We start from the raw sequence: 26,801 nt of genomic DNA, 5'->3' as shown, positions 1-26,801 counted from the left end.
GCCGGGTCAGCGGCTCTCGGCGACCGCCACCTCGCGCGCCCAGCGGTAGTCCGCCTTCCCGCTCGGCGAGCGGCGGATGGCCTGCGTGACCACCAGCTGACGCGGGATCTTGTACCCGGCGAGCCGGGAGCGGCAATGACGCTGGATGTCCTCGAGCGAGGGCCGCGCGGCGCCGTCGCGCATCTGCACGACCGCCGCCACATGGTTGCCCCACGTCGGGTCCGGCACCCCGGCCACCAGGGCGTCGTACACGTCCGGATGAGACTTCAGCGCCTGCTCGACCTCCTCGGGGTACACCTTCTCGCCCCCGGTGTTGATGCACTGCGAGCCGCGCCCGAGGACCACGACCACGCCCTCCTCGTCGACGGTCGCCATGTCGCCGAGCAGCACCCAGCGTTCGCCGTCCTTGCGGAAGAAGGTCTCGGCCGTCTTCGCCGGGTCGTTGTAGTAGCCGAGCGGCACGTGACCGCACTGGGCGACCCGCCCGACCTCGCCCGCGGCGACCGGCTCGTGGGTGGCGGGATCGACCACCCGGGTACGGGAGTTCACGCGGACCCGGAAGCCGCGCTCGGGGCCCGAGTCGTCCGTCGCCGTGCCGTTGAACCCGGATTCCGAGGAGCCGAAGTTGTTCAGCAGCATCGCGTTCGGCATCAGGGCCCGGAACTGGCGGCGGACCGTGTCCGACATGATCGCGCCGGACGACGACACGCTGAACACCGACGAGCAGTCCGTGCCCCTGAGGGGTCCCTCGAGCGCGTCGATCAACGGCCGCAGCATCGCGTCGCCCACCAGCGAGATGCTGGTGACCTTCTCCCTCTCGATCGTCCTCAGCACCTCCTCGGGCACGAACTTGCGGTGCAGCACGACCCGTTGACCGAAGTGGAAGCCGATGAAGGCGGTGAGGGTGGAGGTGCCGTGCATCAGCGGCGGGGTGGGGAAGAACGTGATCCCCGTACCGCCGGCCGCGACCCGCTCGGCGATCTCCTCCGGCTTCTTCACCGGTTCTCCGGTGGGCGAGCCGCCGCCCAGGCCCGCGAAGAAGAGGTCCTCCTGACGCCACATCACCCCCTTGGGCAGCCCGGTCGTGCCACCGGTGTAGATGATGAACTGGTCGTCTCCCGACCGGGACGGGAATCCGCGTCCGGGGGAGCCGCTCGCCTCGGCGTCCGTGAAGGAGGTGAAGTCCTCGCCGGGCGGCCCCACCCGTATCAGGTGCCGCAGCGCCGGCGTCTGCGGCAGCGCAGCCGCCACCCGGTCCGTGAACTCCGCGTCGAAGACGAGCGCCGCCAGGTCGGCGTCCCGGTAGAGGTAGACCAGCTCCTCTTCCACATAACGGTAGTTGACGTTGACCGGCACGATCCGCGCCTTGAGGCAGCCCAGTACCGTCTGGAGGTACTCGACGCCGTTGTACAGGTGCAGGCCGAGGTGCTCGCCCGGGCGGATCCCGCTGTCGAGGAGATGGTGGCCGACCCGGTTGGCCGCGGCGTCCAGCTCCGCGTACGTCAACCGGCGCTCCGCGCCCGTGCCGGGGTGGTCGACGTACACGAGCGCCTCACGGTCCGCCGCCACGTCGACGACCGACTCGAACAGGTCGGCAAGGTTGTACTCCACCGCTCCTCCTGACCGGGGGGCCTGGTTCTCCGACGGTTCGTCGGTCATCTGAGCAAAGGGGGCGGCAAGTGGGAAGGGCTCGCGCCAATAAATCTGACTGACTGTCAGAAAACCCTTGAACTGCCATCACACCTCCTGCAACCTGTTCTCGTTCTTTCCGAGGGGAGACCTGCGATGAGCGGCACCGAACACCTCACCGTGCGACGCGAAGGCGCCACACTCGTGCTCACGCTCAACAGACCGGAGGCCAGGAACGCGTTGTCGATCGCCATGCTCGTCGGCCTGTACGACGGCTGGCTCGAGGCCGACGCGGACGACTCGGTCCGCTCGATCGTCCTCACCGGCGCGGGCGGCTCCTTCTGCGCCGGCATGGACCTCAAGGCACTGGCCGGCCACGGCATGGAGGGCGAGCGGCACCGCGACCGGCTCAAGGCCGACCCCGATCTCCACTGGAAGGCGATGCTCCGCCACCACCGCCCCCGCAAGCCCGTGATCGCCGCCGTCGAGGGGTACTGCGTGGCCGGCGGCACCGAGATGCTCCAGGGCACCGACATCCGCGTCGCGGGCGAATCCGCCACCTTCGGCCTCTTCGAGGTCAGACGCGGCCTGTTCCCGATCGGGGGCTCGACGGTCCGGCTGCCACGCCAGATCCCGCGCACCCACGCCCTGGAGATGCTGCTCACCGGCCGGCCCTACCCCGCCCGCGAGGCCGCGGCCGTGGGCCTGATCGGACATGTCGTCCCCGACGGCACGGCCCTGGACAAGGCCCTGGAGATCGCCGGACGCGTCAACGCCTGCGCCCCGCTCGCCGTGGAGGCCGTCAAGGCGTCCGTCTACGAGGCCGCCGATCTGACCGAGACCGACGGCCTGACCGCCGAACTCACCCGGGGCTGGCCGGTGTTCGACACCGACGACGCCAAGGAAGGCGCCCGCGCCTTCGCGGAGAAGCGGGCGCCGGTCTACCGGCGTGCGTGACAATCCGCGGGGTGCGTGGGCGGTAACCGCTGTTCGCCGTACTGCGGGCCCGTCGTGGCTGGTCGCGCAGTTTCCCGCGCCCCTTCCGGGGGGCGCTCCCGCCGACGTCGGCTTCCCGAGGAGGCAGCCCCGATGCCCGAAGTGCTCAAAGCGCCGCTTGTCGTCGAGTTCCCCTTCACCCGGTCCCTCGGACCCGTCCAGAGCGCCTTTCTCACCGGTCTGCGCGAGCGGGTCGTCCTCGGCGTGACCGCCACCGACGGCCGCACCCTCGTCCCGCCCGTCGAGTACGACCCGGTCACCGCCGACGAACTGCGCGACCTGGTCGAGGTGGCCCCCAGCGGCACGGTCGCCACCTGGGCGTGGAACCACGCCCCCCGCCGCGGACAGCCCCTCACCACCCCCTTCGCCTGGGTCCTGGTCCGGCTCGACGGCGCCGACACCGCCCTCCTGCACGCCCTCGACGCCCCCGGCCCCGAGGCCGTGCGCACCGGAATGCGGGTCCGGATCCGCTGGGCCGAGGAGCGCACCGGCGCCATCACCGACATCGCCTGCTTCGAGCCGTACGACGGCGGGCCGATCGAACTCGGCGGAAGCGACGGCGAGTTCGCGGACCCGGTCGCCGGGATCGTCGCCGCTGCCCGGCTCGACTACACCTACTCGCCCGGCCGCGCCCAGACCGCCTACATCACCTCCCTCGCCGACCGCAGGACCGTCGGCGAGCGCTGCCCGTCCTGCCGCAAGGTGTACGTGCCGCCGCGCGGGGCCTGTCCCACCTGCGGCGTCCCGACCGCCGAACAGGTCGAGGTCGGGCCGCGCGGGACCGTCACCACCTTCTGCATCGTCAACATCAAGGCGAAGAACCTCGACATCGAGGTGCCCTACGTCTACGCCCACATCGCCCTCGACGGCGCCGACCTCGCCCTGCACGCCCGCATCGGCGGCATCCCCTACGACCAGGTGCGCATGGGCCTGCGCGTCGAACCCGTGTGGACGGACGGCGCCCGCTACCCCGACCACTACCGGCCGACCGGCGAACCCGACGCGGACTACGACGCCTACAAGGAGCTGCTGTGAACCGGGACATCGCGGTGGTGGCCTTCGCGCAGACCGACGTCCTGCGCACCACCGACGAGCTCTCCGAGGTCGAGATGCTCATGCCGGTCCTGCACAGCGTCCTGGACCGGACCGGACTGAAGACCGCCGACATCGGCTTCACCTGCTCCGGCTCCAGCGACTACCTCGCCGGCCGGGCCTTCTCCTTCACCCTCGCGCTCGACGGCGTCGGCGCCTGGCCGCCCATCTCGGAGTCCCACGTCGAGATGGACGGCGCCTGGGCCCTGTACGAGGCCTGGACCAAGCTGCTCACCGGCGACGCCGACACCGCCCTCGTCTACTCCTACGGCAAGTCCTCGCCCGGCTCCCTGCGCGACGTGCTCACCCGTCAGCTCGACCCGTACTACGTCGCCCCGCTGTGGCCCGACTCCGTCGCCCTCGCCGCCCTCCAGGCGCAGGCGCTGATCGACGCGGGCGACACCGACGAGAGCGCCCTCGCCACGATCGGCGCCCGCAGCCGCCGGGTCGCGACCCTCAACCCCCGCGCGCAGTCGCGTGGTTCGGCCCGCCAGGGGGACTACGTCGTACGGCCGCTGCGCACCGGCGACTGCCCGCCGGTCGGCGACGGCGCCGCCGCCGTGATCCTCGCGGCCGGTGAGCGGGCCCGCGAGCTGTGCTCCCGGCCCGCCTGGATCCGGGGTATCGACCACCGGATCGAGGCCCACGCCCTCGGTGTGCGCGACCTGACCGACTCGCCCTCCACCCGCCTGGCCGCCGAACGGGCCGGCGCCTTCGAACGGCCCGTCGACACCGCCGAACTCCACGCGCCCTTCAGCGCGCAGGAGGTCGTCCTGCGCAAGGCGCTGCGGCTCGACGACAGCGTCCGGGTGAACCTGTCCGGCGGCGCCCTCGCCGCCAACCCGATGATGGCCGCCGGCCTCGTCCGGGTCGGCGAGGCCGCCGCGCGCATCCACCGGGGCGAGTCCGACCGCGCCCTCGCCCACGCCACCTCCGGCCCGTGTCTCCAGCAGAACCTGGTCGCCGTACTCGAAGGGGAACCGCGATGAGCAAGGAGCCCGTGGCCGTCGTCGGGATCGGCCAGACCAAGCACGTCGCCGCCCGCCGGGACGTGTCGATCGCGGGGCTCGTCCGCGAGGCCGCCCGGCGCGCCCTCGACGACGCCGAACTGAACTGGGCCGACATCGACGCCGTCGTGATCGGCAAGGCCCCCGACTTCTTCGAGGGCGTCATGATGCCCGAGCTCTACCTCGCCGACGCCCTCGGCGCCGTCGGCAAGCCGATGCTGCGGGTCCACACGGCAGGCTCCGTCGGCGGGTCCACCGCGCTCGTCGCCGCGGGCCTCGTCGCGGCCCGCGTCCACGCCACCGTGCTCACCCTCGCCTTCGAGAAGCAGTCCGAGTCCAACGCCATGTGGGGACTGTCCCTGCCGATCCCCTTCCAGCAGCCCCTGCTCGCCGGGGCGGGCGGCTTCTTCGCACCCCATGTGCGGGCGTACATGCGCCGCAGCGGCGCCCCGGACACCGTCGGCTCGCTGGTGGCGTACAAGGACCGGCGCAACGCGCTGAAGAACCCCTACGCCCACCTGCACGAGCACGACATCACGCTGGAGAAGGTCCAGGCCTCGCCCATGCTCTGGGACCCGATCCGCTACTCGGAGACCTGCCCCTCCTCCGACGGCGCCTGCGCGATGATCCTCACCGACCGGGCCGGAGCCGCCCGCGCGCCCCGGCCGCCCGCCTGGATGCTCGGCGGCGCGATGCGCAGCGAACCGACCCTCTTCGCCGGCAAGGACGCGGTGTCGCCGCGGGCCGGCCGGGACTGCGCCGCCGACGTCTACCGGCAGGCCGGCGTCACCGACCCGCGCCGCGACATCGACGCCGCCGAGATGTACGTGCCGTTCTCCTGGTACGAGCCCATGTGGCTGGAGAACCTCGGCTTCGCGGACGAGGGCGAGGGCTGGAAACTGACCGAGGCCGGGGTGACGGAACTCGACGGCGACCTGCCCGTCAACATGTCGGGCGGCGTGCTGTCCACCAACCCCATCGGCGCCTCCGGCATGATCCGCTTCGCGGAGGCGGCCCTCCAGGTGCGCGGCCAGGCCGGGGAACACCAGGTGGAGCGGGCCCGGAAGGTCCTCGGGCACGCCTACGGCGGCGGCTCGCAGTTCTTCTCCATGTGGCTCGTGGGAGCGCGGCCACCGGAGTCCTGAAAGGTCCCCCTCACGTGCTCTGTCGGCGTCCGGGACCGATCGCTAGGCTGAGCCGCGGACGACGAACCGGGAGGAGCACGGACGTGGCCGAGAGCACCATCCAGCAGCAGCCGCTCACGGGCTGGGACAAGCCGGAGCTGGACCTCAGCAACGCCGAGTGGCAGTCCAGCAGCCGGGGGCGGGGGGATGTCCAGATCGCCTTCGTCGAGGGGTTCATCGCGATGCGCAACAGCGGCAGCCCCCAGAGCCCTTCGCTGATCTTCACGCCCGCCGAGTGGGGCGCGTTCGTGTCGGGGGCGCGGGAGGGGGAGTTCGACCTGACCTGAGACCGGCGCCGACCGTACGTCCGGCACCCGGAGCCCGCCCGCACGGGGGGACCGGGCGGGCAGGCGTCTGCCGCCACCACCCGGGGAGTGACACCACCCGGGACGACGAACCGCGTCCCTCCCGGCGGTCGCCGGACGGCGCTGTCCACGTACCATGGCGGCATGTCGTTCCTCCGCCGCCGCAGCGCCACCCCCGCCGGGCCCGACTTCGACGTCCTGGCCATGGATCCGGGCGACTGGCCCGGCAACCTCGGCGCCGGGCTGCTGCCCGCCCCCGACGGCAGCTGCCAGGGCGTCTTCCTGCGCTACGACCTGTTCGGCGGCCGCGGCCCCGCGATGATCATCGGCAACCTGCCCGAGGGCTCCCCGGCCCGTGAGGTGGAGGAGGGGGAGGTCCCCTTCGAGGTCGCCCAGCTGCTCCTCGCGCTGGAGAACGACGAGGAGGTGACCGTCGTCGGCACCGAGGACATGCCGGTGATGCAGGGCGACAACCTGCTGATCGTGCGCCGCCTCAAGCTCTCCGAGGGCCGGATCTCCTGCGTGCAGTTCGACCGCAGCGACAACGTCCTGGTGACCATCGCCGCCTGGGACCGCCCCATCACCGACGACCTGTACGCCCTGCTGAAACCGCTCCCGGCGGAGCTGTTCCAGCAGGGCTGAGGCACGGCTACGACGCGGACGAGGTCAGCTTCACGTCCGCGGCCCGCACGAAGGCCACCCGGTGGCCGTACTGGATCTCGTAGTACTGGTCCTCGCCGGTCACCACCTGGTGCGAGCCGGTGTCGAAGGTGACCGCGTAGTAGTACTCGCCCGGCACCTTGTCACCGACCACGTACTTCTGGCCCTTCGGCAGGGTGTACGGGAGCGGTGACACCGTCTGGGCCGGGACGCCCGCCGGGTAGGCCGACGCCTCCGGGTAGGCGCGGCCGTAGACCGGCACGCTGTCCCGGCCGTCCTTCGGCGTGATCACCTGGCCTGCCGCGGGCACCGCCGTGGGCCGGTCCTTCGGGTTGCGGAACCACGCCTTCTGCCCCAGGTACCAGATCGCCGTCCAGTCGCCCCACTGGTCGGCCACCGCGTACTGCTGGCCGGTGGACACCCGCGAGGAGGTGTCGTTCACGCCCGTGGTCGGGGCCGAGCCCTGGCCGACGTCCGTGATCAGCGCCGACTTCTCGTCGTGGTCGGAGTACAGGCGCACCGCGCCGGAACCGTGCGCCGCGCACGGCAGGCCCTTGGTGACACAGTCCGTGTACACCGGCTGGTTGGCGAGGTAGTCCGGCCGGATCGTCACCAGAGCGCCGCTCCTGCGGGCCGCCGCCGCGAAGGGCCGGTCCAGCAGCTCGAAGTAGTGCCGCCAGTCCCAGTAGGGTCCCGGGTCCGTGTGCATCCCGGAGACGCTCGCGGTGGTCGGCCCGGGCACGTTGTCGTGGCCCAGGACGTGCTGCCGGTCCAGCGGGATGCCGTACCGCGCCGCCAGGTACTTCACCAGCCGCGCCGACGACCGGTACATCGCCTCCGTGTACCAGGAGTCCGGCTGGGCGAGGAAGCCCTCGTGCTCCAGGCCGATCGACTTGGCGTTGATGTACCAGTTGCCCGCGTGCCAGGCCACGTCCTTGGCCTTCACATGCTGGGCGACATGCCCGTCGGTGGAGCGCAGGGTGTAGTTCCAGGACACATAGGTGGGGTCCTGGACCATGTTCAGCACCCCCTCCCAGCCGCCCTCGGTGTCGTGCACCACGATGTACTTGATGCCGGGAGCGGCCGGCCGGTCGCCGAGGTCGTGGTTGCCGTAGTCGTTGTCGCCGAACTGCTCGTACGGCGCCGGGATCCACTCGCAGGACACCGTCGTCGGGCATTCGGTGCCGGCCGTGGAGGCCGTGCGCAGGCCGGTCTCCCGCAGCTGGGCGGTCCGCGGGGCCAGATCCGGGGCCGCGGCCAGGGCGAGGGGCCCACCGGTGTCCGTGAGGCGCTCCGCGCCGGTGCGGAGCACGCCGTAGACGTCGTCGGCGTAGGCGGCGGCCGTCGCGCTGTCGTCCGCTCCGGAGAAGCGCGCCACCGCGCCGTACCAGTCCGCCGGGTCGGCGCTCGGCGGCTCGCCCAGGCTTCGCTGCGCGGCGGCGAGGAGCGCGGCGCCGCCCGCGATGTTGGCCGCGGGGTCGGTGCGCAGCTCCTCGGCGCTCAGCCCGGTCAGCTCCGCCGCCCTCGGCAGGGTCCGCAGCCGGGCCGGGAGCTCCTCGGCGGCCGGGAGCCGCGTCGCGGGGACACGCGCCGGGCGGGCGGAGTCGCCGCGGGCGTCCTCCGCGCCCTCGCTGTGGTGCGGCGCCGCGGCGAGCGCGGTGCGGGCGTCGGTGAGGTGCATCGGCCCGTAGCCGCCGGTGACGCTGGGCGCTCCGCCGTGTGTGTCCCAGCGGGACTGCAGGTAGGAGACGCCCAGCAGCAGGCTCCGCGGTACGTGGTACTCGGCCGCCGCGGCGGCGAAGGCCCGCCGGAGGCTGGTCGCCTCCGAGGTGCGGGACGTCGACGGGTCCGTGGCCTCGGCCGGGGAGGCCGCGCCGAGGAGCGGGAGCAGCAGAGCCGCCGACGCCATGGCGCCGGCGGCTCTTCGGGTGTGTCTGCCAGGTACGGGGTGGGTGACGGGTTTTCGCAAGACGGCCTCCTGGGACGAGCGGGCGGGGAGTGCGGGGCCGGACATGAGCCATCGGTCACCGGCTTGCCGACAACCCGTCAATCATGCCCGCACACCGGGGTTTCCCTCGTCAAGACACCGCTGACGCACCCCGGGGGCCCACGGCGCGCCGCCGTTCAGGCGGCACCGCGGCCCCCCGTCCCCCTCAGCGGGTGCCGACCGCCGCGCGTACGGCCCGGCGGGCCAACTGGCAGTCGTCGTGCAGCCGTCGCAGCAGCAGGCGCTGTTCCTCGCCGGACGGCCCGCCACCCGGATGGGCCCCGGGAGCCGTCGGGGTGACCTCGTGCATCGAACGCTGCACGGCCGTCTCGTAGGTACGGATCTCGCGGGTCAGGACCAGCATCAGGTTCACCAGGAAGGCGTCACGTGAGGCGGGACCCGCCGACTGGGCGATCTGGCTGATCTGACGGCGCGCCACCGGCGCGTCGCCCAGCGCCGACCACAGGGTCGCCAGGTCGTAGCCCGGCAGATACCAGCCCGCGTGCTCCCAGTCCACCAGCACTGGACCGGCCGGTGAGAGAAGGATGTTCGACAGGAGGGCGTCGCCGTGACAGAACTGGCCCATGCCCTGCCGGCCCGCGGAGGCCGCGATGCCGTGCAGCAGCTTCTGGAGGTCGCCCAGGTCCCGGTCGGTGAGCAGACCCAGCTCGTGGTAGCGGGAGATGCGGGCGGCGTAGTCCAGCGGGGCGTCGAACGTCCCCGCCGGTGGCCGCCAGGCGTTGAGCCGGCAGACCGCGCCGAGTGCCGCCCGCACGTCCGCCCGCGGCGGGGCTTCGGTGGGGTGCCGCTGCAGTGCCGCCACCCTGCCCGGCATCCGCTCGATCACCAGTGTGCAGTTGTCCGGGTCCGCCGCGATCAGTCGCGGCGCCCGCACCGGAGGGCGGTGCCGGACGAACGTGCGGTACGCGGCTATTTCGTGCCGGATCTGCTCGGCCCAGACGGGGGAGTGGTCGAGTAAGCACTTGGCGACCGCCGTGCTGCGGCCGGTGGTGCCGACCAGCAGGACCGAGCGTCCGCTGCGGCGCAGCACCTGGACCGGGGTGAACTCCGGGCAGATCCGGTGCACGGACGCGATCGCCGTGCGCAGCTGGGCGCCCTGCGGGCCGGACAGGTCGAGTCTCCCGCTGAGCGGCTGTGCGCCGAGCCCCGCGGGACGCCGGACCGGACCGGCGCCGAGCGCGGGACCCGCCGACCGCGCTGCGGGATCGAGGTAGGGGCCGCCGCCGCCCGGGCGGGTGTGCAGCGACCGGGGCGGGGCGGACACGGAGGACGATGCTGCGTACATGGGAGAAACAGATCCCTTCGTGTGCCGGACGTCAGAACGCTGCCCCGACCGGTCCTTTCGGGTGCACCCTGGGGAATGTCCCTCGGCGACCGGGTCGGGGTGGCGCTTTCCTACCTGACACCCGTCGCCCAGTGGCACACCATCTGGCGCACCCTGGCGAACCCTGGCGAATAGTCGCCCGGCAACTTTCACCGGGCTACTGTCAACTCAGCCGAGAACCTGGGGGCTTGACGTGAGCGGACAACCCAACACCCGCCTCTCGGACCTGTTCGGCCTGGCCGGCTGGTCCAAGGGGGAACTCGCGAGGCTGGTCAACCGGCAGGCGGCGGCCATGGGCCACCCCCAGCTGTCGACCGACACCTCCCGGGTGCGGCGGTGGATCGACATGGGAGAGATCCCGCGCGATCCGGTACCGCGGGTGCTGGCGGCCCTGTTCACCGAGCGTCTCGGCCGTGTCGTGACCATCGAGGACCTCGGTCTGGTCCGGCACGGGCGTACAGGGAAACGGCCCGGCGGCGGGAGTGTGGAACATCCCGACGATGTGCCGTGGGCGCCCGAACGGACTGCTGCGGTCCTCACCGAATTCACGGGAATGGACCTCATGCTCAACCGACGCGGCTTGGTGGGCGCGGGTGCCGCGCTCGCCGCGGGATCAGCTCTCAGCAGTGCCATGTACGAGTGGCTGCACACCGACCCCACCCTCTCCTCCGACGCTCCTGTCATCGACCATCCCCTCCTCCACCACGCCGACCCCGCCGGGTTCGACCGCTACGAGGCCGCGCCCATCGGAACGGAGGAGGTGGACGAACTCGAGCGCTCGGTGGAGGTGTTCCGGGCCTGGGACGCGGCCCGCGGAGGCGGGCTGCAGCGCAAGGCCGTCGTGGGCCAGCTCAACGAGGTGGGCGGCATCCTCGCCTACCGCCACCCCGCCCATCTCCAGCGGCGCCTGTGGGGCGTCGCTGCCAACCTCGCCGTCCTCGCGGGCTGGATGTCGCACGACGTCGGCCTGGAGCCCACGGCGCAGAAGTACTTCGTCATCGCCGCCCATGCCGCCCGGGAGGGCGGTGACCGGCCGCGGGCCGGCGAGGCGCTCTCGCGGGCGGCCCGTCAGATGGTCCACCTCGGGCGGCCGGACGAGGCCCTCGACCTGATGAAACTCGCCCAGTCCGGTTCCGGCGACAACGTGACCGCGCGCACCCGGGCGATGTTCCACACCATCGAGGCCTGGGCACAGGCGTCGATGGGAAAAGGCCAGGCCATGCGCCGTACCCTCGGCCGGGCGGAGGACCTCTTCGTCTCCGACAAGGGCGACGTCACCCCGCCGTCCTGGATGCAGACCTTCAAGGACGAGGATCTGTACGGCATGCAGGCGCTGGCCTACCGCACGCTGGCCGAGTTCGAGCCGCAGGCGGCGGTGCACGCCCAGTACTACGCGGAGAAGGCGCTGGCGCTGCGCGTCGACGGGCGGGAGCGGTCGAAGATCTTCGACCATCTGTCCATGGCGTCCGCCTGTTTCATCGCCGACGACCCCGAGCAGGCGGACCGGTTCGCGCGGCTGGCCCTGATGTCGATGGGGTCGAACTCCTCCCGGCGCACCTGGGACCGGCTGAGCCAGATGTACCGGCTCACCGCGGAGTACGCCAACTACCCGAAGATCAGCGAGCTGCGGGAGGAGATCAGGCTCGCGCTGCCCAAGCAGAAGGGCGGCAGGGGGAGCAAGGGGGGCGGCGGCGCTCAGGCGTGAGCCGTTCGCCGTCGGCCGGTCGGCTCACCGGGTGACCCGGGCGACGAGCACGCAGGCGTCGTCGGCGCGTTCGCTCTCGCCGCACTCCTCCACGACCATCCGCACACACTCCTGTGCGGTGCGCGCCCGGTCCAGACGGGGGGCCAGGCCGAGGAGGCGGTCGGCGGGCGCCAGTCCGTCGGTGTGCAGCAGGAGCAGGTCGCCCTCCTCGAGGGTCTCCTCGGCCTGCCCGTACCCGGCGCGTGCGGTCGCTCCGAGGAGCACGCCCTCCGGTGCGTCCAGCCGGCGTCCCGTCCCGTCGCGGAACAGCAGCGGGACGGGGTGTCCGGCCTGCGCCCACATCAGGGTGCGGGTCTCCGGCCGGTAGCGGCAGCACACCGCGCTGCCCAGGGCCGGTTGGACCGTGGCGTCCAGTAACTGGTTGAGCCAGGACATCAGTTGGGCCGGCCGGGTGCCCGCCATGGCCATGCCGCGCAGGGCGCCCAGCAGCATCGACGTGGTCGAGGTGACGGTCGGACCGTGGCCCGTGAGGTCACCGACGCTCAGCAGCGTCTGTCCGTCGGGGAGTTCGAGCGCGTCGTACCAGTCGCCGCCGATCCGCGAGGGCGTGGCGGCGGGCAGGTAGTGGGCGGCGAGGTCCAGGGAGCGGGGGCCGTGGTGCGGCCGGTGCGGGGAGCCGCGCCACGGCGGCAGCACGGCCTCCTGGAACTCCACCGCGAGCCGGTGCTCGGTCTGGGCCCGCAGCCGCTGCCCCTGCAGCGAGTCACGGCTCTCGCGCACCGTCCGCTGGCTGCGGCGCAGTGCGCTGACGTCCCGCAGCACGGCCCACATCGAGGTGGTGCCGCCCTCGGAGTCGAGCACGGGCTCGCCCATCATGTGCACGGTGCGCTGCTCGCCGTCCGGGCGTACGACGCGGAACTCGCCGTCGATGGGCCGGGCGTCGATCAGACAGTCCGTGACCATCGCCGTCAGCTTCGGCCGGTCCTCGTCGAGGACGAGCGCGGGCAGTTCGTCGAGGGTGAGCGCGGGGGCGGCGGGGTCGCGGCCGAGGATCCCGTAGAGCTCCTCGGACCAGACGGCCTCGTCCGTCAGCAGGTTCCACTCCGCGCTGCCGACCCGGCTCAGCAGCGACTCGCGCCGGGAAGCGGCCGGTGCGCCGGGCGCGCGCCCGGCGGCCGGCACGGGCGGCGGGCCGTCCCGCAACTGGGCCAAGTGGGCGTCGAGGTCGTCGAGTTGGTGCAGCGCCAGATCGCAAAGAGCGCGCTGCCAGCGTCCCTGCGGGTCCGCCGCGTCGCTCCGGGTGCCCTGGCGTACGGCGTCCATGTCGCCCTTGAGCCGCCGTGTCTGCGTGATCAGCGCGTCGACCGAGCCGCGCCCCGGCGGCCGGGCGGCTGGGTGATCCGCGGAGACATGGGGCGACATGACGCACTCCGATGCGGGACGGTACGGCGAAAGCTGACACAAGGGCCGTTACGACTGTTGCACAGCCCGCGACGGCGTGTAAGGGCTTTGGCAACACACGATTCGGTGGTGCTTCTGGCATATGCCAGTGTCTTCACGGAGGGGTGCCGGGAGGTGGTCGGAGGGTGCCTGTCAGGGGCCAAGTCGTAGGTGACGTACGTGACTTGAGGGACGCCTGAGGGGGTCGAGGTGACTATCGGTCGCCTGTTCGGCGGGCTGATGTTCCAGGCGACGGCCGCTGTGATGCAGGTCACATGAATTGGACACCGCTTTCGCGTAATGCAAACGGCGCCATCGAGGTCGTACATGCATGGACATCACGCTGGAACAACCCGTCCGCGCCCGGTTGATCACCGCGGAGGACCAGGAGCTGCCCGTGCCCGCCACGCTCCGCTACGACTCCGCGGAGCCGTTCGCCGTGCACGTCGACTTCCCGCCGGAGGTCTCCCTCGCGGGCGACGCCGTCACCTGGACCTTCGGGCGCGCGCTGCTGGAGCAGGGCGTGAGCGGTCCGGCCGGGAGCGGGGACGTGCACATCTGGCCCTGCGGGCCGGTCCGCACGGTGGTGGAGTTCCACTCTCCGCTCGGCCTGGCCCTGCTCCAGTTCGAGACGGGCGCCCTGCGCCGGTTCCTGCTGCGCAGTTACGCCGTGGTCGCGGCGGGCCGGGAGGATGTCGGCGCCGCCGTCGACCGAGGGCTGGAGGCCCTGCTCGGCAATGTGTGAGGTCCGTCGGGCGTCAGCGGCCGTCCGAGGTGTACAGGCCCGGGCGCGGGGCGAGTTCGACCGCGACGCGCGTGTCGCTCTCCAGGGCCCGGATCCCCGCCTCGGCGACGACGGAGGCCGCGTAGCCGTCCCACGCGGTCGGGCCGGTGACCCGGCCGCGCCGGGTGGCGTCGACCCAGGCCTGCACCTCGCGGTCGTAGGCGTCGGCGAACCGCACGAGGTAGTCCTGGGGCACGTCCGCGCCGGCGGTGCCGCCCGTGGTGACGAGCATCCCCTGCTCGTCGCCGATCCGCGCGCTGCCCGCCTCGCACACGGCCTCGCAGCGCACCTGGTACCCGAAGCCGCAGTTGACGAAGATCTCCACGTCGACCAAGGCGCCCCTGTCGGTCTCGAAGAGCACGAACTGCGGGTCGAGCAGGCCCTGCGGGGCGCCGGCGGAAGGGCGCGGGCGCCGCACGGTGACCGCGGTCAGCTCCTGGCCGAGCAGCCAGCGGGCCGCGTCGATCTCGTGGGACACCGAGCTGTCGATCAGCATCGCGCTGGTGAATCCGGGCGGCGAGGAGACGTTGCGGTGCACGCAGTGCAGCATCAGCGGCCGTCCGAGCCGCCCGCCGTCCAGCACGGCCTTGAGCCTGCGGTACCCGGCGTCGTAGCGCCGCATGAACCCGATCTGCGTCAGCCGCCGGCCCAGCCGGGCCTCCGCCTCCAGCACCCGCAGCGCTCCGGCCGAGTCCGGCACCATCGGCTTCTCGCACAGCACGGGGAGTCCGCGGGCGAAGGCCGCGAGCAGCGCCTCCTGGTGCGCGGGACCGGGGGAGGCGATCAGCACGGCCTCGACCCCGGGCGCGTCGAGCGCGGCCTCCACCTCCGTGTGGACCGTCGCCCCCTCGATCCCGGCCACGGCCTCCTTGGCGCGCGCGGCGTCGGGATCGGCCACGGCGGCGACCCGGGCCCCGCTCACCACGTGATCGAGACGGCGTATGTGGTCGGCCCCCATGTGTCCGGCACCCAGCACGGCCACGCCCAACAGGTCACTCACGCGTACTCACCCTCCCGGCGGACGATCACGCCGTAGCGTACGCCGCCGGTGAGGGCCGCCGCAGAGGCCCCCGCGCGGCGCCACCGACCGGCACGAACGGCCGCGACCCCGGCCGGCGTCATCGGCGGGGGTCGCGGCCGAGCGGGGTCAGTAGCGCAGCACGCCCGCCATCCCGTCCGCGTCGCCCAGCGCGCCGTCGGGCACGAAGCGCACCTCGGCGCCCGTCTCCAGGCACTGCTCGACGATCTCGTCCACGATGTCCTCGCGGGCGTCCAGGTCGCCGCTCACGGCGGGGACGAGATGGTCGCCGCCGTCGCTGACCGTGACCCGGTAGTTCTCCTCGACGGCCAGCAGCCGGATCCGGCCCTCGCGCGCGCTCTGCCAGAGCTCGTCGACGCCGGCCGCGAACGTCTTGTGCCCGCGGGCCGAGTCGAGTTCGCGGGCGACGGCGGCGGTGTCGCGGCGGGCCTCCGCGTCGTGCAGCGGGCGCACCGCCTGCCACACGGCGTCGGGTGTGCCGTGGGAGAGTCCGCCGTGGGCGATGTGCACCGCGTCCCGGGTGGCTCCGCCCAGCTCGTCGAGGAGCGACAGCGCCGCCTGTTCGCCGGTGACGTACAGCGGGCGCGGGTGCTCGCGCAGCAGCTTGCCCAGGGCGGTGTCGGCGTCGCGCAGGAAGTGCCGGGTGTCCTCGTCGCGGAAGGTGCTGGGCAGGTCGCCGATCCGCTCCATGCGTTCGGCGTCGAAGTTCGGCTGGCTCCTGACCAGAGGGAAACCGCCGCTGTGTTCCTCGGTGACCCGGTCGGCCCCGCCGTTCCACAACGTGACGCGGTCGGCGGAGACCGACAGGACCCAGAACGGGCGCTCGGCGGCCTGGGCCGAGACGAGGTTGCGGGTCAGGAAGGTGTCGGAGAGCACGACCCGTTCGGGGACGGCGCGGGCCAGGGACCACACCTGGTGCTCGCCCGGTGCGGCGTAGATGACCAGGCCGTCCTCGGCGTGCGCCAGGTCGACCTCGGCCAGGGCCCGGTCGAGCTGGTCGGCGACGTCGGCGCGCCGTTCGCGGCTGACCGCCGGATCGGACTCCAGCTGCTTCTTCGCCTCGGCCACGACATTGCGCAGCCGGACCCGGTCCTGGGCGTTCTCGGGTTCCCGCCGGTGTGTCGGCGTCAGCACGGACACCGCGGGATAGGGGCGCGGGCGGCGCAGTTCGGAGAGGGTCGCTGGGCTCAGTGCGTGCTCCATATCAGCACGATAGGTCCCAATCGCCGTTCAGGCATTTGGGGCAATAGGTGGACAAGTTCGAGCAGGTGTGGTGCCGGGGTCACGGCGGTGGGCGGCGGGTGATATCCGGCCGTCGGCGCACCGCTTCCCTCCCTCCGCCGAAGGCGCCGTCGAGCGGCCGGAACCGGAGTCGCCCGCACCGTGCCCCGCGGTCCGCTCGCCCGCGATCCCGCGGCGAGGTGCGCGATCTCGCAGGCGCCCGACGGTGACGGCGACCCCCTGCGCCGGTTACCGTACGCGTCAGTAACCGGGATCGCACCGCAGGAGGCACCCATGCCGCAGCTCGAAGTCGACGGCGCAGCACTGACGTACGACGACGAGGGCCCGCGCGACGGCGACGGGGTGCCCCTGGTGTTCGTGCACGGCTGGACCGCGAACCGGCACCGCTGGGACCACCAGGTGGCGCACTTCGCCGAGCGGCGCCGGGTGATCCGGTTGGACCTGCGCGGGCACGGCGAGAGCAGCGGCGCGGGCGTGAGGACGGTCGCGGAGCTGGCGAAGGACCTCCTGGCCCTCCTCGACCACCTGGAGATCGAACGGTTCGTGCTGGTCGGCCACTCGATGGGCGGGATGATCTCGCAGACCGTGGCCCTCACCCACCCCGCACGGGTCGAGCGCATGGTGCTGGTCAACTCCATCGGCCGGATGACCTACAGCCGGGGCCGGGGCCTGCTGATGGGCATCTCCACCCTCGTCCCCTTCAAGCTGTTCGTCGCCGCCAACATCCAGCGGGCCTTCGCCCCCGGCTACCCCCGCGACGAGATCCGCGCGTACGTCAAGTCCTCCGCCGACACCCCGCGCGAGGTCGTGATGACGCTGTACGGCGCCATGCGCGCCTTCGACGTGCTGGACCGGGTCGGGGAGATCCAGGCCCCGACCCTGATGATCCACGGCTACCACGACATCCAGCTCCCGGTGGGTCAGATGCTGCGCATGGCCAAGGCCTATCCGGACGCCACGGTCCGCATCATCGACGCGGGTTACGAACTTTCCGTCGAGAAGCCGGCCGAACTGACGGCGGCCATCGACGCCTTCGTCACCGTCAAGTCCTCGTAGGCCCGGTAGCCCCGGTAGCCGCTGGTAGCGGAGCCGGCGGCCGGGGGCACGCTAGCCGAAGGCGTCCGGGTCCGCGGCCTTCCAGTCCGCCTCCCAGGACTCCGGTGGTCCGGCGAGGAGTTCGCCCGGCGCCAGCCACTCGTACAGCTCCGCGTACGAGCGGACCGCACCGGGCCCGGTGCGGCGGACCAGGTGGCCGGGGGTGAGTCCGGCCGGCTCGCGGACGCCCATCGCGGCCATGATCCGGACGGCGTCCCGGACCGTCTCCCGCTGGTAGCGCCGGACCTGCCGGGCCTGATCGGCCACGTGCAGGGCGCGCGCCCGCAGCGGATCCTGGGTCGCGACGCCGGCCGGGCAGGTCCCGGTGTGGCACCGCAGCGCGCCGACGCAGCCGACGGCACGCATCATCGCCCGGGCCGCGTTGGTGTAGTCGGCGCCCTGCGCGAGCCGGGTGACGATGTCCGCGCCGGTGGCCACCCGGCCGCTCGCCCCGATCCGGACCCGGTCCCGCAGCCCTACGCCGACCAGGGCGTTGTGCACGGTGATCAGTCCCTGGGTGAGCGGCATCCCGAGGCGCCCGGCGAACCCGGCGGGCCCGGCGCCGGTGCCGCCCTCCGACCCGTCCACCACCACGAAGTCGGGCGTCAGGCCCTCCGCCACCATCGCCGCGCACACCGCGAGGAACTCCCGGCGCGAGCCCACGCACAGCTTGAAGCCGGTCGGCTTGCCGCCCGCCAGTTCGCGCAGCCGGGCCAGGAACAGCACCAGTTCACGCGGTGTCGAGAACATCCGGTGCAGGGGCGGCGACACCACCGTCTCGCCCACCGGGACCTTCCGCTCGCGCGCGATCTCGGCGCTGACCTTCACCGCGGGCAGCACCCCGCCCATGCCCGGCGCCGACCCCTGGGAGAGCTTCAGCGACACGCACTTGACCTCGGGCAGCGCGGCCTTGTCCGCGAACTCCCGCGCGTCGAAGCCGCCTTCGGCGTCGCGGCAGCCGAAGTATCCCGACCCGATCTCCCAGACCAGGTCGCCGCCACCGCGCAGATGATGCTCCGACAGTCCGCCCTCGCCGGTGTCCTGCGCGAAACGCCCCAGCGCCGCGCCCCTGTTGAGGGCGAGGACCGCGCGCGACGACAGCGCGCCGAAGCTCATCGCGGACACGTTCAGCAGCGCCATGTCGTAGGGCTGGGAACAGTCAGGGCCGCCCACCCGCACCACCGGCGGCTCCTCGGCCGGCTCGACCGGCCGCAGCGACGGCACCAGATACTCGCCCCCGTCCCGGTCCGCGCCGAACGGATCCCGCGCGTCCTCGCTCCGGGAAGGCGCGCGCACCCGCTCGGCCGGGTACCGGAGCCGTCCGACCAGCGGGTGGTTGCGCAGCACGGGGCGGCGGCGCTGGAGCAGGTCCCAGCCGCCCAGACAGGCCGCCGCCAGCAGCGGTCCGGCCGCGATCCACCACCGGGCGGACCGGGCGCACGCGGCCGCCGTCACCCCGGCCGCGAGGAGGCAGACGAGCAGCAGCGGCAGGAACCGGCGCACTCAGCCGTCGTCCTCGTCGGGCCCGCACGAGCTGCCGCTGGGCGGGAGGGAGCCGTACAGCAGGAAGTCGTCGACCTTGCGGTGCACGCACTTGGACGACCCGTATCCGGTGTGGCCGTCGCCCTTGTTGTCGAGCACCACGGCCGGGGAGCCGAGCCGCTCGGCGGTCTCCACGGTCCAGCGGTACGGCGTCGCGGGGTCGCCGCGCGTGCCGACCAGGAGCATCTGCGGAGTCTTGAGGTCCTTCACCTCGTCGCGGATGAAGTCGGTGCCCCTGGGGCGGCCGTAACACATCAGGACCTCGGTCAGGCGGTACCGGCCGAAGACCGGCGAGGCCTTGTCGTAGGCGGCGCGCAGCCGCTTGAGGTCCGCGGTGATCTGCGCGGCCGTGGGACGGTCGGGGTCGTCGGCGCAGTTGATCGCCATCAGCGCCGCGGGCAGGTTGTCGAGGGGGACGTCCTCCTCGTCGACGAGAGCCCCGGGGGAGGGCTCGCCACCGCCCGCGGACCGCAGCGGGAACGGCAGCGGGAGGGCGAAGCCGCCGGTCGCGAAGCTCAGGACCCCGCTGGCGTCCCCGTTCTCGATGAGCTGCGCCAGCGCCCGCTCCAGCAGCGGCCACAGCGCCTTGCTGTACAGCCCCTGGCCGAGCGCGCCGACGAGGTCCTGGCCGGAGAAGTCCTCGCCGAAGTCGGTCGGCACCGGGTCCTCGTCCAGCGAGCGCACGAGCCGGACGACCTCCTCGCGGGCCACGCGCGGATCCTGGCCGAACGGGCAGGCGATGTCCTTCGTGCACCAGCCGACGAAGTCGTCCAGCGCCACCTGCTGTCCCCGGGCGCCCGCGAGGCCCTGTTCGGTGAGCGGCTCGGTCAGGGTGTCGACGCCGTCGAGGACCAGCCGGCCCACCTTGTCGGGGAACCGGGCGGCGTACACCGCGCCGAGCCGGGTGCCGTACGAGAACCCCAGATAGTTGAGCTTCCGGTCACCGAGCGCCGCGCGCAGCACGTCCAGGTCCTGGGCCGCGTGGACGGTGCCTATGTGCGGCAGCACCGGCCCGGAGTTCTCGGCGCAGTCGGCCGCGGCCCGCTTCAGCCGGGTGAGGAGCCCCTGGGGATCGGCGAGCGCGGAGTCGTCGTCCAGGGAGGCCAGCCCGCTGTCCTCGCCTTCCCCGCAGCTGACGGGGGAGGATCGGCCGACCCCCCGGGGATCGAGGGTGACCACGTCGTAGCCGTCGGTGAGGCCCATGAACTCCTTCCCTCCGTAGCCGAGTTCAGGGACACCGGGACCACCGGGACCGCCGAAGTTGAGCACCACCGACCCGCGCTTGTCGCCGGTGGCCCGGTAGCGGGCGAGCGCGAGGTCGAGCGTGCCGGACCCTGGGCGGTCGTAGTCGAGGGGGACGGTCAGGTCGGCGCACTGGAGGTCCTCGGGCATGCCGTCGCCCTCGCACGCCGACCACGAGACCTTCTGGCCGTAGAACCGGGACAGGTCGGAGCGTTCGTCCCCGCCGGGGTCGCGGTCCGCGGTCGCCGTCGGCAGGCCCGCGCCCACCAGGGCCAGCGCGGCGGTGGCGGCGAGAGCGCAGCGCCGCAGGGCGGGCCGCGTCGGCAGCTTGGCCAGCATCTGTGCCTCCAGGGACGCCCGCAGCGGTCCGGGAACGGCGCCCTCGCTCACGATAAGCGGCCCGCCGACGACCCGCCTCCGGGCGGACGGGAGCCCTCCGCGCGCCCGTTCGCGGGTCGTGCCGCGCGCGCCAGGTGAGGACCGGGCGCGGGGGCTGACACCCGTTCGACGAGGGGGCCGAAGGGGGAGGGCAGGGGGGACCTCGATGGGGTGAAAGCGTGTTCAGGCATAACCCGGATGACGCGCCGACGTTCTACCGGGTGCGGGCGAGTGCCCGCGATTCATGTCTGGAAGGCAGGGACCCATGAGACGGGCTACCCGAACCGGTGTGATGGCCGTCGCCGCAGTGTCCGGCGCGATGGCTGTGACACTGCCCGCACACGCCGACTCCGCGGCGGACGGATCCGCGGCCGGCTCGCCCGGACTGATCTCCGGCAACGGCGTCCAGCTGCCGGTGCACCTCCCCGTGAACCTGTGCGGGAACACGGTGAACGTGGTGGGCGTGCTGAACCCCGCCGCGGGCAACACCTGCGCCGGCAAGGGCGCGGCGGCCGCTCCGGGAGCACACGGCCCGTCCTCCGGCGGCGCCGCGTCCGGGACGCACGGCGCGGCGTCCTCCGGTGGCGGCGCCACCGCGCACGGCGCCGCGCAGGGCTCCCCGGGCGTCGTCTCCGGCAACGGCGTCCAGCTGCCGGTCCAGCTCCCGGTGAACGTCAGCGGCAACAGCGTGAACGTCGTCGGCATCGCGAACCCCGCGTTCGGAAACGAGTCCGTCAACGAGTCCGGCGAGGAGCCCCCGGCGCCCGTCGAGCCCGCGCCGCAGCCGCCGACCCGGCACGAACCGCCCTCGCAGGCGCAGCAGCCGGGCCCGCGGGCCGTTCCGCAGGCGCCGGCCGTGGCACCCCGGCCCGCGGTGCCGGAGGCCGTGGCCTCGCTCGCCCGCACGGGAGCCGACGCGACCCTGCCCGCGCTCGCCGGGAGTGCGGCGTTGCTCCTCGGCGGTCTTGCCCTCCAGCGGCGGTTCCGTCCGCACGCGGAGCGCTGAGCCGCCCTCCTCCCCGTAGCGGGAGGTGATGCAGGCCCCCTCGGTCGTATCGGGCGGGGGCAGGGGGCCTGCGACGGTCCGGCGCCGCCGCGCGCGGGCGGGGTGGATCCGCCTCGGCCGCCCCGGCACCGCCGGTGCAGCGCGTGAACCTCACCGGCCGGCCCGGTGACCGGCCCTGCGATCGCCGTTCCGGGGGCCGTCTCCCGCAGCGGCCGGACCGCACCTGCGGGGCCCGTACCCCCGCCTCACCCGGGCGGGCGGCGAGTCGCCCGGACGAGGCGATCGGCGGCGCCGACGCCGGACAGGGTGCCGCCCGACGTGCGCCGCTCGCCCCGGGACCGGCTCCGCTTGACCGGAAAGGCGTACCGGCGGCCCAGCGCCACCGCGGTGAGGGCCGGCGCGACCAGCGGCAGCGCGATCCACGGCAGGGCTCCCGCGCCCAGCGCCTCCAGGACCACACCTCCGGTCAGCGAACCGCCCGCGATGCCCGCGTTGTACACCGTGGTCTGGAGTGAGGTCGCCACGTCCGAGGCGGCGGGCCCCGAGGCGTTCACCAGTGCCGTCTGGATGAGGGTCGGAGCCCCGCCGAAGGCCGCTCCCCACACGGCGACGCAGACCAGCAGCACGGCGGGCGCGTCCGCGTACCGGCCGAGGACCGCCAGGACCGCGGCGCACAGGGCGAGCGCGCCGAGCAGGGTGGCCCGCGGGCACCGGTCCACCAGCAGGCCCGTCCCCCAGATCCCGGCGACCGTGGACGCCCCGAACACCAGCAGCACCACATCCGTGCGTCCGAAGCCCGCGTGCTCGGCGAAGGGCGCGATGTACGTGTACAGCACCTGGTGGCCCAGCAGCAGGAACAGGGTGACGGAGAGGATCACCGGGAGCCCCGGCAGCAGGGCGACCCGCCGGAGCGGCACGCGCTCGCCCCGCGCCTCGCCCGGGAAGTCCGGGACCTGCCCGAGCACCCAGCAGACCAGCAGCACCGCCAGCGCGGACAGCAGCCCGAACGCCGTGCGCCAGCCCACCGCCCCGGCCAGCGCCGTCCCGGCGGGCACCCCCAGCGACAGAGCGAGCGTGATGCCGGCGAGCACGACCGCGATCGCCCGGCCGCGGCGCTCGGCCGGCGCCATCCGGGCCGCGTACCCGGCGAGCATCGCCCACAGCGTGCCGCCCATGACACCGGCCACCAGGCGGGCGGCGAAGGTGAGCCCGTACGACGACGACAGCGCGACCACCGCGTTGCTCAGCGCGAAGCCCAGCAGGGCCCCGACGAGGACCGGGCGGCGCGGCAGTCCGCGCAGCAGCGCGGTCACCGGGATCGCCGCCACGAACGACGCCACCGCGTATCCGGTGACCAGGAAACCCACCCGGGCCTCGGGCACGCCGAGGGCAGGCGCCATGCGCGGCAGCAGCCCGGCGGGCAGCAACTCGGTCACCACGGCGGTGAAGGCGGCCGTGGACAGGGCGAGCAGCCCCGGCCAGGGCAGGGACGCGGGCAGGGCGGCGCCCTTGACCATGGAGGTGGTGGACATGCGACCATGGTCGAACATTCACATCAGTGTGAAGGCAAGCGTGGCCTCGGAGCCGCTCGCGGAGCGACGGCGGGGAGCTGCGGGGAGCGCCCCCCGGGGACCGACGAGCGGAGCGCGGCATGAAGATCGGTGAACTCTCCGGCCGCACCGGCGTCCCCACCCGGCTGCTCCGCTACTACGAGGAGCAGGACCTGCTGCACCCCGACCGCGGCGAGAACGGCTACCGCTCCTACGGGGAGGCGGCCGTCCGGGACGTGCAGCAGATCCGCGGGCTGCTCGACTCCGGCCTCACCACCGAGATGATCCGCGCGATCCTGCCGTACCTGTCGGGCCCCGACGAGATCGTCCTGCCCGCCGAGCACCTCACCCCGGAGACCGCCTCCCTCCTGGAGGGGCACATCGACCGCATCCAGGCCCGGATCGACTGTCTCGCCCGCAACCGCGACCGGCTGAGCGCGTATCTGGCGGCCGTGCGGCCGGACCGCGCGGCGCCCCCTTCCTCCCCGCGCCGTTAATCCCGTTGTCGCGGCCGGGCCTGGGTGCTGGAGTGGGCGCATGGATCATGCCGCGGTACTCGCCCTGTACGACCGGGACATGCGCGAAGGCGCGCGCCCCGAGGCCTCCGACGCGCGCGTCGAACGCGCCGGAGGCGTGGTGCGCCATGTCGGCGGCGAGGGCGGCTGGAGCGGGGTCCTCTGGTCGGACCTGGACTCCGCCGACGCCGACGAGGTGATCGCGGAGCAGGTCGCCCACTTCACCGGGCTCGGTCACGAGTTCGAGTGGAAGCTGTACCGGCACGACCGCCCGGCCGACCTCGGCCGACGGCTCACGGCGGCCGGTTTCACCGCGGATCCGGAGGAGACCCTGATGATCGGCGAGACCGGCGACCAGCTGGTCGACGCCGGTCCGCCCGAGGGCGTCCGCATCGTCCCCGTCACGGACCGGGCGGGCATCGAGCTCATGGTCGAGGCGAACGAGCGGGCGTTCGGTCACGACGGCTCCTGGCTGCGGGACCTCCTGCGTGCCCGTCTCGCCGCCGACCCGGACGCGATCGTGGCCCTGCTGGCGATGGCCGGGGACGTGCCGGTGAGCTCGGCGCGGATGGAACTCATCCCGGGAAAGAGCTTCGCGGGCCTGTGGGGCGGCGGCACCGTCGAGGGCTGGCGCGGCCGGGGCGTCTACCGTGCCCTGGTCGCCCACCGCGCCCGCATCGCCGCCGAGCGCGGCTACCCCTATCTCCAGGTCGACGCCTCCGACCAGAGCCGCCCCATCCTCGAACGCCTGGGCTTCGCGCCGCTGAGCACGACGACGCCGTATGTCTACACCCGTTAGGGCGGGAGGCCGCCGCCCCGCGGCGACCGGACCGGCCCCGCCGGACGAGCGGCCCGTCCGGTCGGCGCCCGCGGTGTCCGTCCGGATCGGCCCCGCCGTACGGCCCGCCGATCCGGTCGGCCCTCGGCGGCCCGTCGCCGCCCGGCCCCGCCGAACCGGGACCCGCCCCGGCCGTCGTCCGGGGAGTGACAGGGGCGCTAGGGCTGCGGGGTGCTCCTCGCCGCGGTGGCGGTGCACATCAGCCCCAGGATCAGGGCCAGGGCGCCGATGATGATGTTGTTCACCGCGACACCGGCGTCCGGGCTGTCGCCGACGATCCACGGCGCGACGATCATCCAGACGCCCAGCGCGCACATCGCCCAGCTCAGGCCGTACATCCGGGCGGGAGCCGCGGTGAAGCCGAGGGCGAGCAGGCCGATCGCTATCCCGACGATCAGGTTGTGGGTCATGAGCGCGGGCTGGCTGGCGGTGTAGTGGAGGATCCACGGGGACACGGCGCAGTACAGACCCAGCAGGAACACCGGTCCGTCCACGAGCGCCACGTCATGACCACCGAGCATGCGGGCGTACCGCGCCTGCATCTCGGGAACATCGGGGTGCGTCGACATGTCACCTCTGGTGGGCGAGACGTTGGCCATGATTCGTCTCCTTCGACTCTCGGGCCCGACCGCTGAGGAGCGGGTGCGGTAAGTGCCGCGCGTGTCCATTCTGCTCTTATTCAGTCTTTATGTGTAGAGGTCGCACGCACTGTTCGGATCTCATGCCTTTCGTCCCCCTCGGCGGAGAATCCCGCCGCCCGCGCCAATCCGCACCGGCCACGGCCTCGGATTAACCGCGTCGGCCCCGGAGCGGGGCCGGGGGGAGGAGCGGACGATGGTGCGGACGACAGCGGCGACCGGCGGCGAGCCGCGCGGGGGACCCGGAGCCGGGTCCGACGGGCGGCGCCGGACGGCGGTGGTGGGCAGCGGGGTGGCCGGGCTGACCGCCGCACACGTGCTGCGCCGCGCGGACCGCCGGGTCACGCTCTACGAGGCCGACGAGCGCCTCGGCGGACACGCCCACACCCACGACCTCACCGGACCCGACGGCCGGGTCCACCGCGTCGACTCCGGCTTCATCGTGCACAACCGCCGTACCTACCCCCACCTGCTGCGGCTCTTCGACGATCTCGGCGTCTCCACCCAGGAGTCGGAGATGAGCATGTCCGTACGGTGCGACGGCTGCGGCCTCGAGTACAGCGGCGCGCGCGGCCCCGCCGGTCTGCTGGCCCGGCCGCGCAACGCCGTGCTCCTTCCCTACCTGCGCATGCTCGCCGAGGTCCCCGCCTTCCACCGCGCGGCCCGCCGTCTGCTGGCCGACGGAGCCGAGGACGCCTTCACCCTGGGGGACTTCCTCGACCGCGAGGGCTTCTCCGCCTATTTCCGCGCGCATTTCATGACGCCGGTCGTCGCCGCCGTCTGGTCCTGCGACACCGCCACCGCCCAGCGCTACCCGGCCGCCTATCTGTTCCGGTTCCTGGAGCACCACGGGATGCTCTCGATCGGGGGCTCCCCGGTCTGGCGCACGGTGACCGGCGGCTCGCGCGCCTACGTCGACCGGGTCGCCGAGCGCCTGGACGCCGTGCGCACCGGGAGCCCCGTACGGACCGTGCGGCGCACCCCGGACGGCGCCGAGATCACCACCGAGGACGGTGTGACCGAGGCCTACGACGCCGTGGTGATCGCCGTCCACCCCGACCAGGCGCTGCGGATGCTCGCCGACGCCACCCCGCGGGAGAAGGAGGTGCTCGGGGCGTTCCGGTACGCGCGCAACGTCACGCTCCTGCACACCGACGCAGGGGTGCTTCCCCGCGCCCGTGGCGCCCGGGCGTCCTGGAACTACCTGATGCCGTCCTGCGGGTCGGGCGCCGACCACGTCCGGGTCAGCTACGACATGAACCGGCTCCAGCGACTGGACGCGGCCGAGCCGTACGTGGTCACCCTCGGCGGCGAGGACCGCGTCGACCCCGGCCGGATCCTCGCCCGCATGGTCTACGAACACCCCGTCTACACACCGGAGTCGGTCGCCGCCCAGCGGGACCTGCCCGGACTGAACACCACCGTCACCGCGTTCGCCGGCGCCTACCACGGCTGGGGGTTCCACGAGGACGGCTGCCGGTCCGGCGTGGCTGCGGCGGCCGCGCTGGGGGTGCGATGGTGAGCCCCCGGAGTGCCCGGGGGAGTGCCGGGGCCGGGCGGGCCGAGCCCGCGGCGCGGGCCG

General features: G+C 73.3%; 23 protein-coding genes. 13 read left to right on the top strand and 10 right to left on the bottom strand.

The window, feature by feature from the left end:
* Nucleotides 1-6: 6 nt before the first annotated feature.
* On the bottom strand, nt 7-1,611 hold the full coding sequence (locus tag J2X68_RS28680; RefSeq protein WP_310435476.1) for an acyl-CoA synthetase: 1,605 nt from the start codon (nt 1,609-1,611) through the stop codon (nt 7-9).
* Between the two features lie 174 nt (nt 1,612-1,785).
* Here J2X68_RS28680 and J2X68_RS28675 point away from each other — a divergent pair, with 174 nt between their 5' ends.
* From J2X68_RS28675 to J2X68_RS28650, 6 genes are all read left to right on the top strand, one after another.
* The gene (locus J2X68_RS28675; RefSeq protein ID WP_310435475.1) at nt 1,786-2,586 is read left to right on the top strand and encodes a crotonase/enoyl-CoA hydratase family protein; all 801 of its coding nucleotides are present in this window, start codon (nt 1,786-1,788) and stop codon (nt 2,584-2,586) included.
* A 132-nt stretch (nt 2,587-2,718) separates the two neighbouring features.
* Nucleotides 2,719-3,660, top strand: coding sequence for an OB-fold domain-containing protein (locus tag J2X68_RS28670; RefSeq protein ID WP_310435474.1), 942 nt, complete (start codon nt 2,719-2,721; stop codon nt 3,658-3,660).
* The gene (locus tag J2X68_RS28665) at nt 3,657-4,706 is read left to right on the top strand and encodes a thiolase domain-containing protein (RefSeq protein ID WP_310435473.1); all 1,050 of its coding nucleotides are present in this window, start codon (nt 3,657-3,659) and stop codon (nt 4,704-4,706) included. Before J2X68_RS28670 ends, J2X68_RS28665 begins: the two co-directional genes overlap by 4 nt.
* A complete protein-coding gene (locus tag J2X68_RS28660) occupies nt 4,703-5,869 on the top strand; it encodes a thiolase domain-containing protein (RefSeq protein ID WP_310435472.1) in 1,167 nt (388 codons plus the stop codon). Before J2X68_RS28665 ends, J2X68_RS28660 begins: the two co-directional genes overlap by 4 nt.
* 83 nt (nt 5,870-5,952) lie before the next feature.
* A complete protein-coding gene (locus J2X68_RS28655; RefSeq protein ID WP_020126126.1) occupies nt 5,953-6,195 on the top strand; it encodes a DUF397 domain-containing protein in 243 nt (80 codons plus the stop codon).
* Nucleotides 6,196-6,357: 162 nt separating this feature from the next.
* Entirely contained in the window at nt 6,358-6,855 is a 498-nt protein-coding gene (locus J2X68_RS28650) for a hypothetical protein (protein ID WP_062646030.1), read from the top strand.
* Between the two features lie 7 nt (nt 6,856-6,862).
* On the opposite strand, the gene J2X68_RS28645 is transcribed toward J2X68_RS28650, so the two are convergent.
* Complete coding sequence (locus J2X68_RS28645; RefSeq protein ID WP_310435471.1) at nt 6,863-8,782, bottom strand: N-acetylmuramoyl-L-alanine amidase; 1,920 nt, start codon at nt 8,780-8,782, stop codon at nt 6,863-6,865.
* Between the two features lie 244 nt (nt 8,783-9,026).
* Entirely contained in the window at nt 9,027-10,166 is a 1,140-nt protein-coding gene (locus tag J2X68_RS28640) for an aminoglycoside phosphotransferase family protein (RefSeq protein ID WP_310435470.1), read from the bottom strand.
* 232 nt (nt 10,167-10,398) lie between these two features.
* Here J2X68_RS28640 and J2X68_RS28635 point away from each other — a divergent pair, with 232 nt between their 5' ends.
* Nucleotides 10,399-11,910, top strand: coding sequence for a hypothetical protein (locus J2X68_RS28635; protein WP_310435469.1), 1,512 nt, complete (start codon nt 10,399-10,401; stop codon nt 11,908-11,910).
* 24 nt (nt 11,911-11,934) lie between these two features.
* Here J2X68_RS28635 and J2X68_RS28630 read toward each other — a convergent pair whose 3' ends face one another.
* Complete coding sequence (locus J2X68_RS28630) at nt 11,935-13,332, bottom strand: SpoIIE family protein phosphatase (protein ID WP_310435468.1); 1,398 nt, start codon at nt 13,330-13,332, stop codon at nt 11,935-11,937.
* 349 nt (nt 13,333-13,681) lie between these two features.
* Between J2X68_RS28630 and J2X68_RS28625 the strand changes: the two genes are divergently transcribed.
* Nucleotides 13,682-14,095, top strand: a complete 414-nt coding sequence (locus J2X68_RS28625; RefSeq protein WP_310435467.1) for an SsgA family sporulation/cell division regulator — start codon at nt 13,682-13,684, stop codon at nt 14,093-14,095.
* Nucleotides 14,096-14,108: 13 nt separating this feature from the next.
* On the opposite strand, the gene J2X68_RS28620 is transcribed toward J2X68_RS28625, so the two are convergent.
* Both J2X68_RS28620 and J2X68_RS28615 read right to left on the bottom strand, forming a co-directional pair.
* On the bottom strand, nt 14,109-15,134 hold the full coding sequence (locus J2X68_RS28620; protein WP_310435466.1) for a Gfo/Idh/MocA family oxidoreductase: 1,026 nt from the start codon (nt 15,132-15,134) through the stop codon (nt 14,109-14,111).
* A 147-nt stretch (nt 15,135-15,281) separates the two neighbouring features.
* Nucleotides 15,282-16,376: a chemotaxis protein gene (locus tag J2X68_RS28615; RefSeq protein WP_310435465.1), complete on the bottom strand. Its 1,095-nt coding sequence runs from the start codon at nt 16,374-16,376 to the stop codon at nt 15,282-15,284.
* A 312-nt stretch (nt 16,377-16,688) separates the two neighbouring features.
* Between J2X68_RS28615 and J2X68_RS28610 the strand changes: the two genes are divergently transcribed.
* A complete protein-coding gene (locus tag J2X68_RS28610; RefSeq protein ID WP_310435464.1) occupies nt 16,689-17,471 on the top strand; it encodes an alpha/beta fold hydrolase in 783 nt (260 codons plus the stop codon).
* A 51-nt stretch (nt 17,472-17,522) separates the two neighbouring features.
* Here the strand turns inward: J2X68_RS28610 and J2X68_RS28605 are convergent, their stop codons facing one another.
* Nucleotides 17,523-19,013, bottom strand: coding sequence for an FMN-binding glutamate synthase family protein (locus J2X68_RS28605; RefSeq protein WP_310435463.1), 1,491 nt, complete (start codon nt 19,011-19,013; stop codon nt 17,523-17,525).
* On the bottom strand, nt 19,014-20,633 hold the full coding sequence (locus tag J2X68_RS28600) for an alpha/beta hydrolase (protein ID WP_310435502.1): 1,620 nt from the start codon (nt 20,631-20,633) through the stop codon (nt 19,014-19,016).
* Nucleotides 20,634-20,964: 331 nt separating this feature from the next.
* Between J2X68_RS28600 and J2X68_RS28595 the strand changes: the two genes are divergently transcribed.
* The gene (locus J2X68_RS28595) at nt 20,965-21,678 is read left to right on the top strand and encodes a chaplin (protein ID WP_310435462.1); all 714 of its coding nucleotides are present in this window, start codon (nt 20,965-20,967) and stop codon (nt 21,676-21,678) included.
* A 245-nt stretch (nt 21,679-21,923) separates the two neighbouring features.
* On the opposite strand, the gene J2X68_RS28590 is transcribed toward J2X68_RS28595, so the two are convergent.
* A complete protein-coding gene (locus J2X68_RS28590; protein ID WP_310435461.1) occupies nt 21,924-23,210 on the bottom strand; it encodes an MFS transporter in 1,287 nt (428 codons plus the stop codon).
* Between the two features lie 119 nt (nt 23,211-23,329).
* Between J2X68_RS28590 and J2X68_RS28585 the strand changes: the two genes are divergently transcribed.
* Nucleotides 23,330-23,725: a MerR family transcriptional regulator gene (locus J2X68_RS28585; RefSeq protein ID WP_310435460.1), complete on the top strand. Its 396-nt coding sequence runs from the start codon at nt 23,330-23,332 to the stop codon at nt 23,723-23,725.
* A gap of 40 nt (nt 23,726-23,765) precedes the next feature.
* A complete protein-coding gene (locus tag J2X68_RS28580; protein WP_310435459.1) occupies nt 23,766-24,542 on the top strand; it encodes a GNAT family N-acetyltransferase in 777 nt (258 codons plus the stop codon).
* Nucleotides 24,543-24,739: 197 nt separating this feature from the next.
* Here J2X68_RS28580 and J2X68_RS28575 read toward each other — a convergent pair whose 3' ends face one another.
* A complete protein-coding gene (locus J2X68_RS28575) occupies nt 24,740-25,180 on the bottom strand; it encodes an SPW repeat protein (RefSeq protein WP_310435458.1) in 441 nt (146 codons plus the stop codon).
* A gap of 235 nt (nt 25,181-25,415) precedes the next feature.
* On the opposite strand from J2X68_RS28575, the gene J2X68_RS28570 reads away from it, so the two are divergent.
* On the top strand, nt 25,416-26,741 hold the full coding sequence (locus J2X68_RS28570; protein WP_310435457.1) for an FAD-dependent oxidoreductase: 1,326 nt from the start codon (nt 25,416-25,418) through the stop codon (nt 26,739-26,741).
* The last annotated feature ends 60 nt before the right edge of the window (nt 26,742-26,801 follow it).

Origin of the sequence: Streptomyces sp. 3330 (genome assembly GCF_031456635.1) — a bacterium.
GTDB lineage: Bacteria > Actinomycetota > Actinomycetes > Streptomycetales > Streptomycetaceae > Streptomyces.
This window is presented reverse-complemented; position numbering and strand designations above follow the sequence as displayed.

Bases quoted from the DNA above. Each gene is read 5' to 3' on its own strand.
- J2X68_RS28600 (WP_310435502.1), bottom strand. From the start codon at position 20,633: ATGCTGGCCAAGCTGCCGACGCGGCCCGCCCTGCGGCGCTGCGCTCTC.
- J2X68_RS28645 (WP_310435471.1), bottom strand. From the start codon at position 8,782: ATGGCGTCGGCGGCTCTGCTGCTCCCGCTCCTCGGCGCGGCCTCCCCG.
- J2X68_RS28640 (WP_310435470.1), bottom strand. From the start codon at position 10,166: ATGTACGCAGCATCGTCCTCCGTGTCCGCCCCGCCCCGGTCGCTGCAC.
- J2X68_RS28670 (WP_310435474.1), top strand. From the start codon at position 2,719: ATGCCCGAAGTGCTCAAAGCGCCGCTTGTCGTCGAGTTCCCCTTCACC.
- J2X68_RS28615 (WP_310435465.1), bottom strand. From the start codon at position 16,376: ATGGAGCACGCACTGAGCCCAGCGACCCTCTCCGAACTGCGCCGCCCG.
- J2X68_RS28650 (WP_062646030.1), top strand. From the start codon at position 6,358: ATGTCGTTCCTCCGCCGCCGCAGCGCCACCCCCGCCGGGCCCGACTTC.
- J2X68_RS28570 (WP_310435457.1), top strand. From the start codon at position 25,416: ATGGTGCGGACGACAGCGGCGACCGGCGGCGAGCCGCGCGGGGGACCC.
- J2X68_RS28660 (WP_310435472.1), top strand. From the start codon at position 4,703: ATGAGCAAGGAGCCCGTGGCCGTCGTCGGGATCGGCCAGACCAAGCAC.
- J2X68_RS28610 (WP_310435464.1), top strand. From the start codon at position 16,689: ATGCCGCAGCTCGAAGTCGACGGCGCAGCACTGACGTACGACGACGAG.
- J2X68_RS28625 (WP_310435467.1), top strand. From the start codon at position 13,682: ATGGACATCACGCTGGAACAACCCGTCCGCGCCCGGTTGATCACCGCG.
- J2X68_RS28575 (WP_310435458.1), bottom strand. From the start codon at position 25,180: ATGGCCAACGTCTCGCCCACCAGAGGTGACATGTCGACGCACCCCGAT.
- J2X68_RS28590 (WP_310435461.1), bottom strand. From the start codon at position 23,210: ATGTCCACCACCTCCATGGTCAAGGGCGCCGCCCTGCCCGCGTCCCTG.
- J2X68_RS28585 (WP_310435460.1), top strand. From the start codon at position 23,330: ATGAAGATCGGTGAACTCTCCGGCCGCACCGGCGTCCCCACCCGGCTG.
- J2X68_RS28630 (WP_310435468.1), bottom strand. From the start codon at position 13,332: ATGTCGCCCCATGTCTCCGCGGATCACCCAGCCGCCCGGCCGCCGGGG.
- J2X68_RS28595 (WP_310435462.1), top strand. From the start codon at position 20,965: ATGGCCGTCGCCGCAGTGTCCGGCGCGATGGCTGTGACACTGCCCGCA.
- J2X68_RS28675 (WP_310435475.1), top strand. From the start codon at position 1,786: ATGAGCGGCACCGAACACCTCACCGTGCGACGCGAAGGCGCCACACTC.
- J2X68_RS28580 (WP_310435459.1), top strand. From the start codon at position 23,766: ATGGATCATGCCGCGGTACTCGCCCTGTACGACCGGGACATGCGCGAA.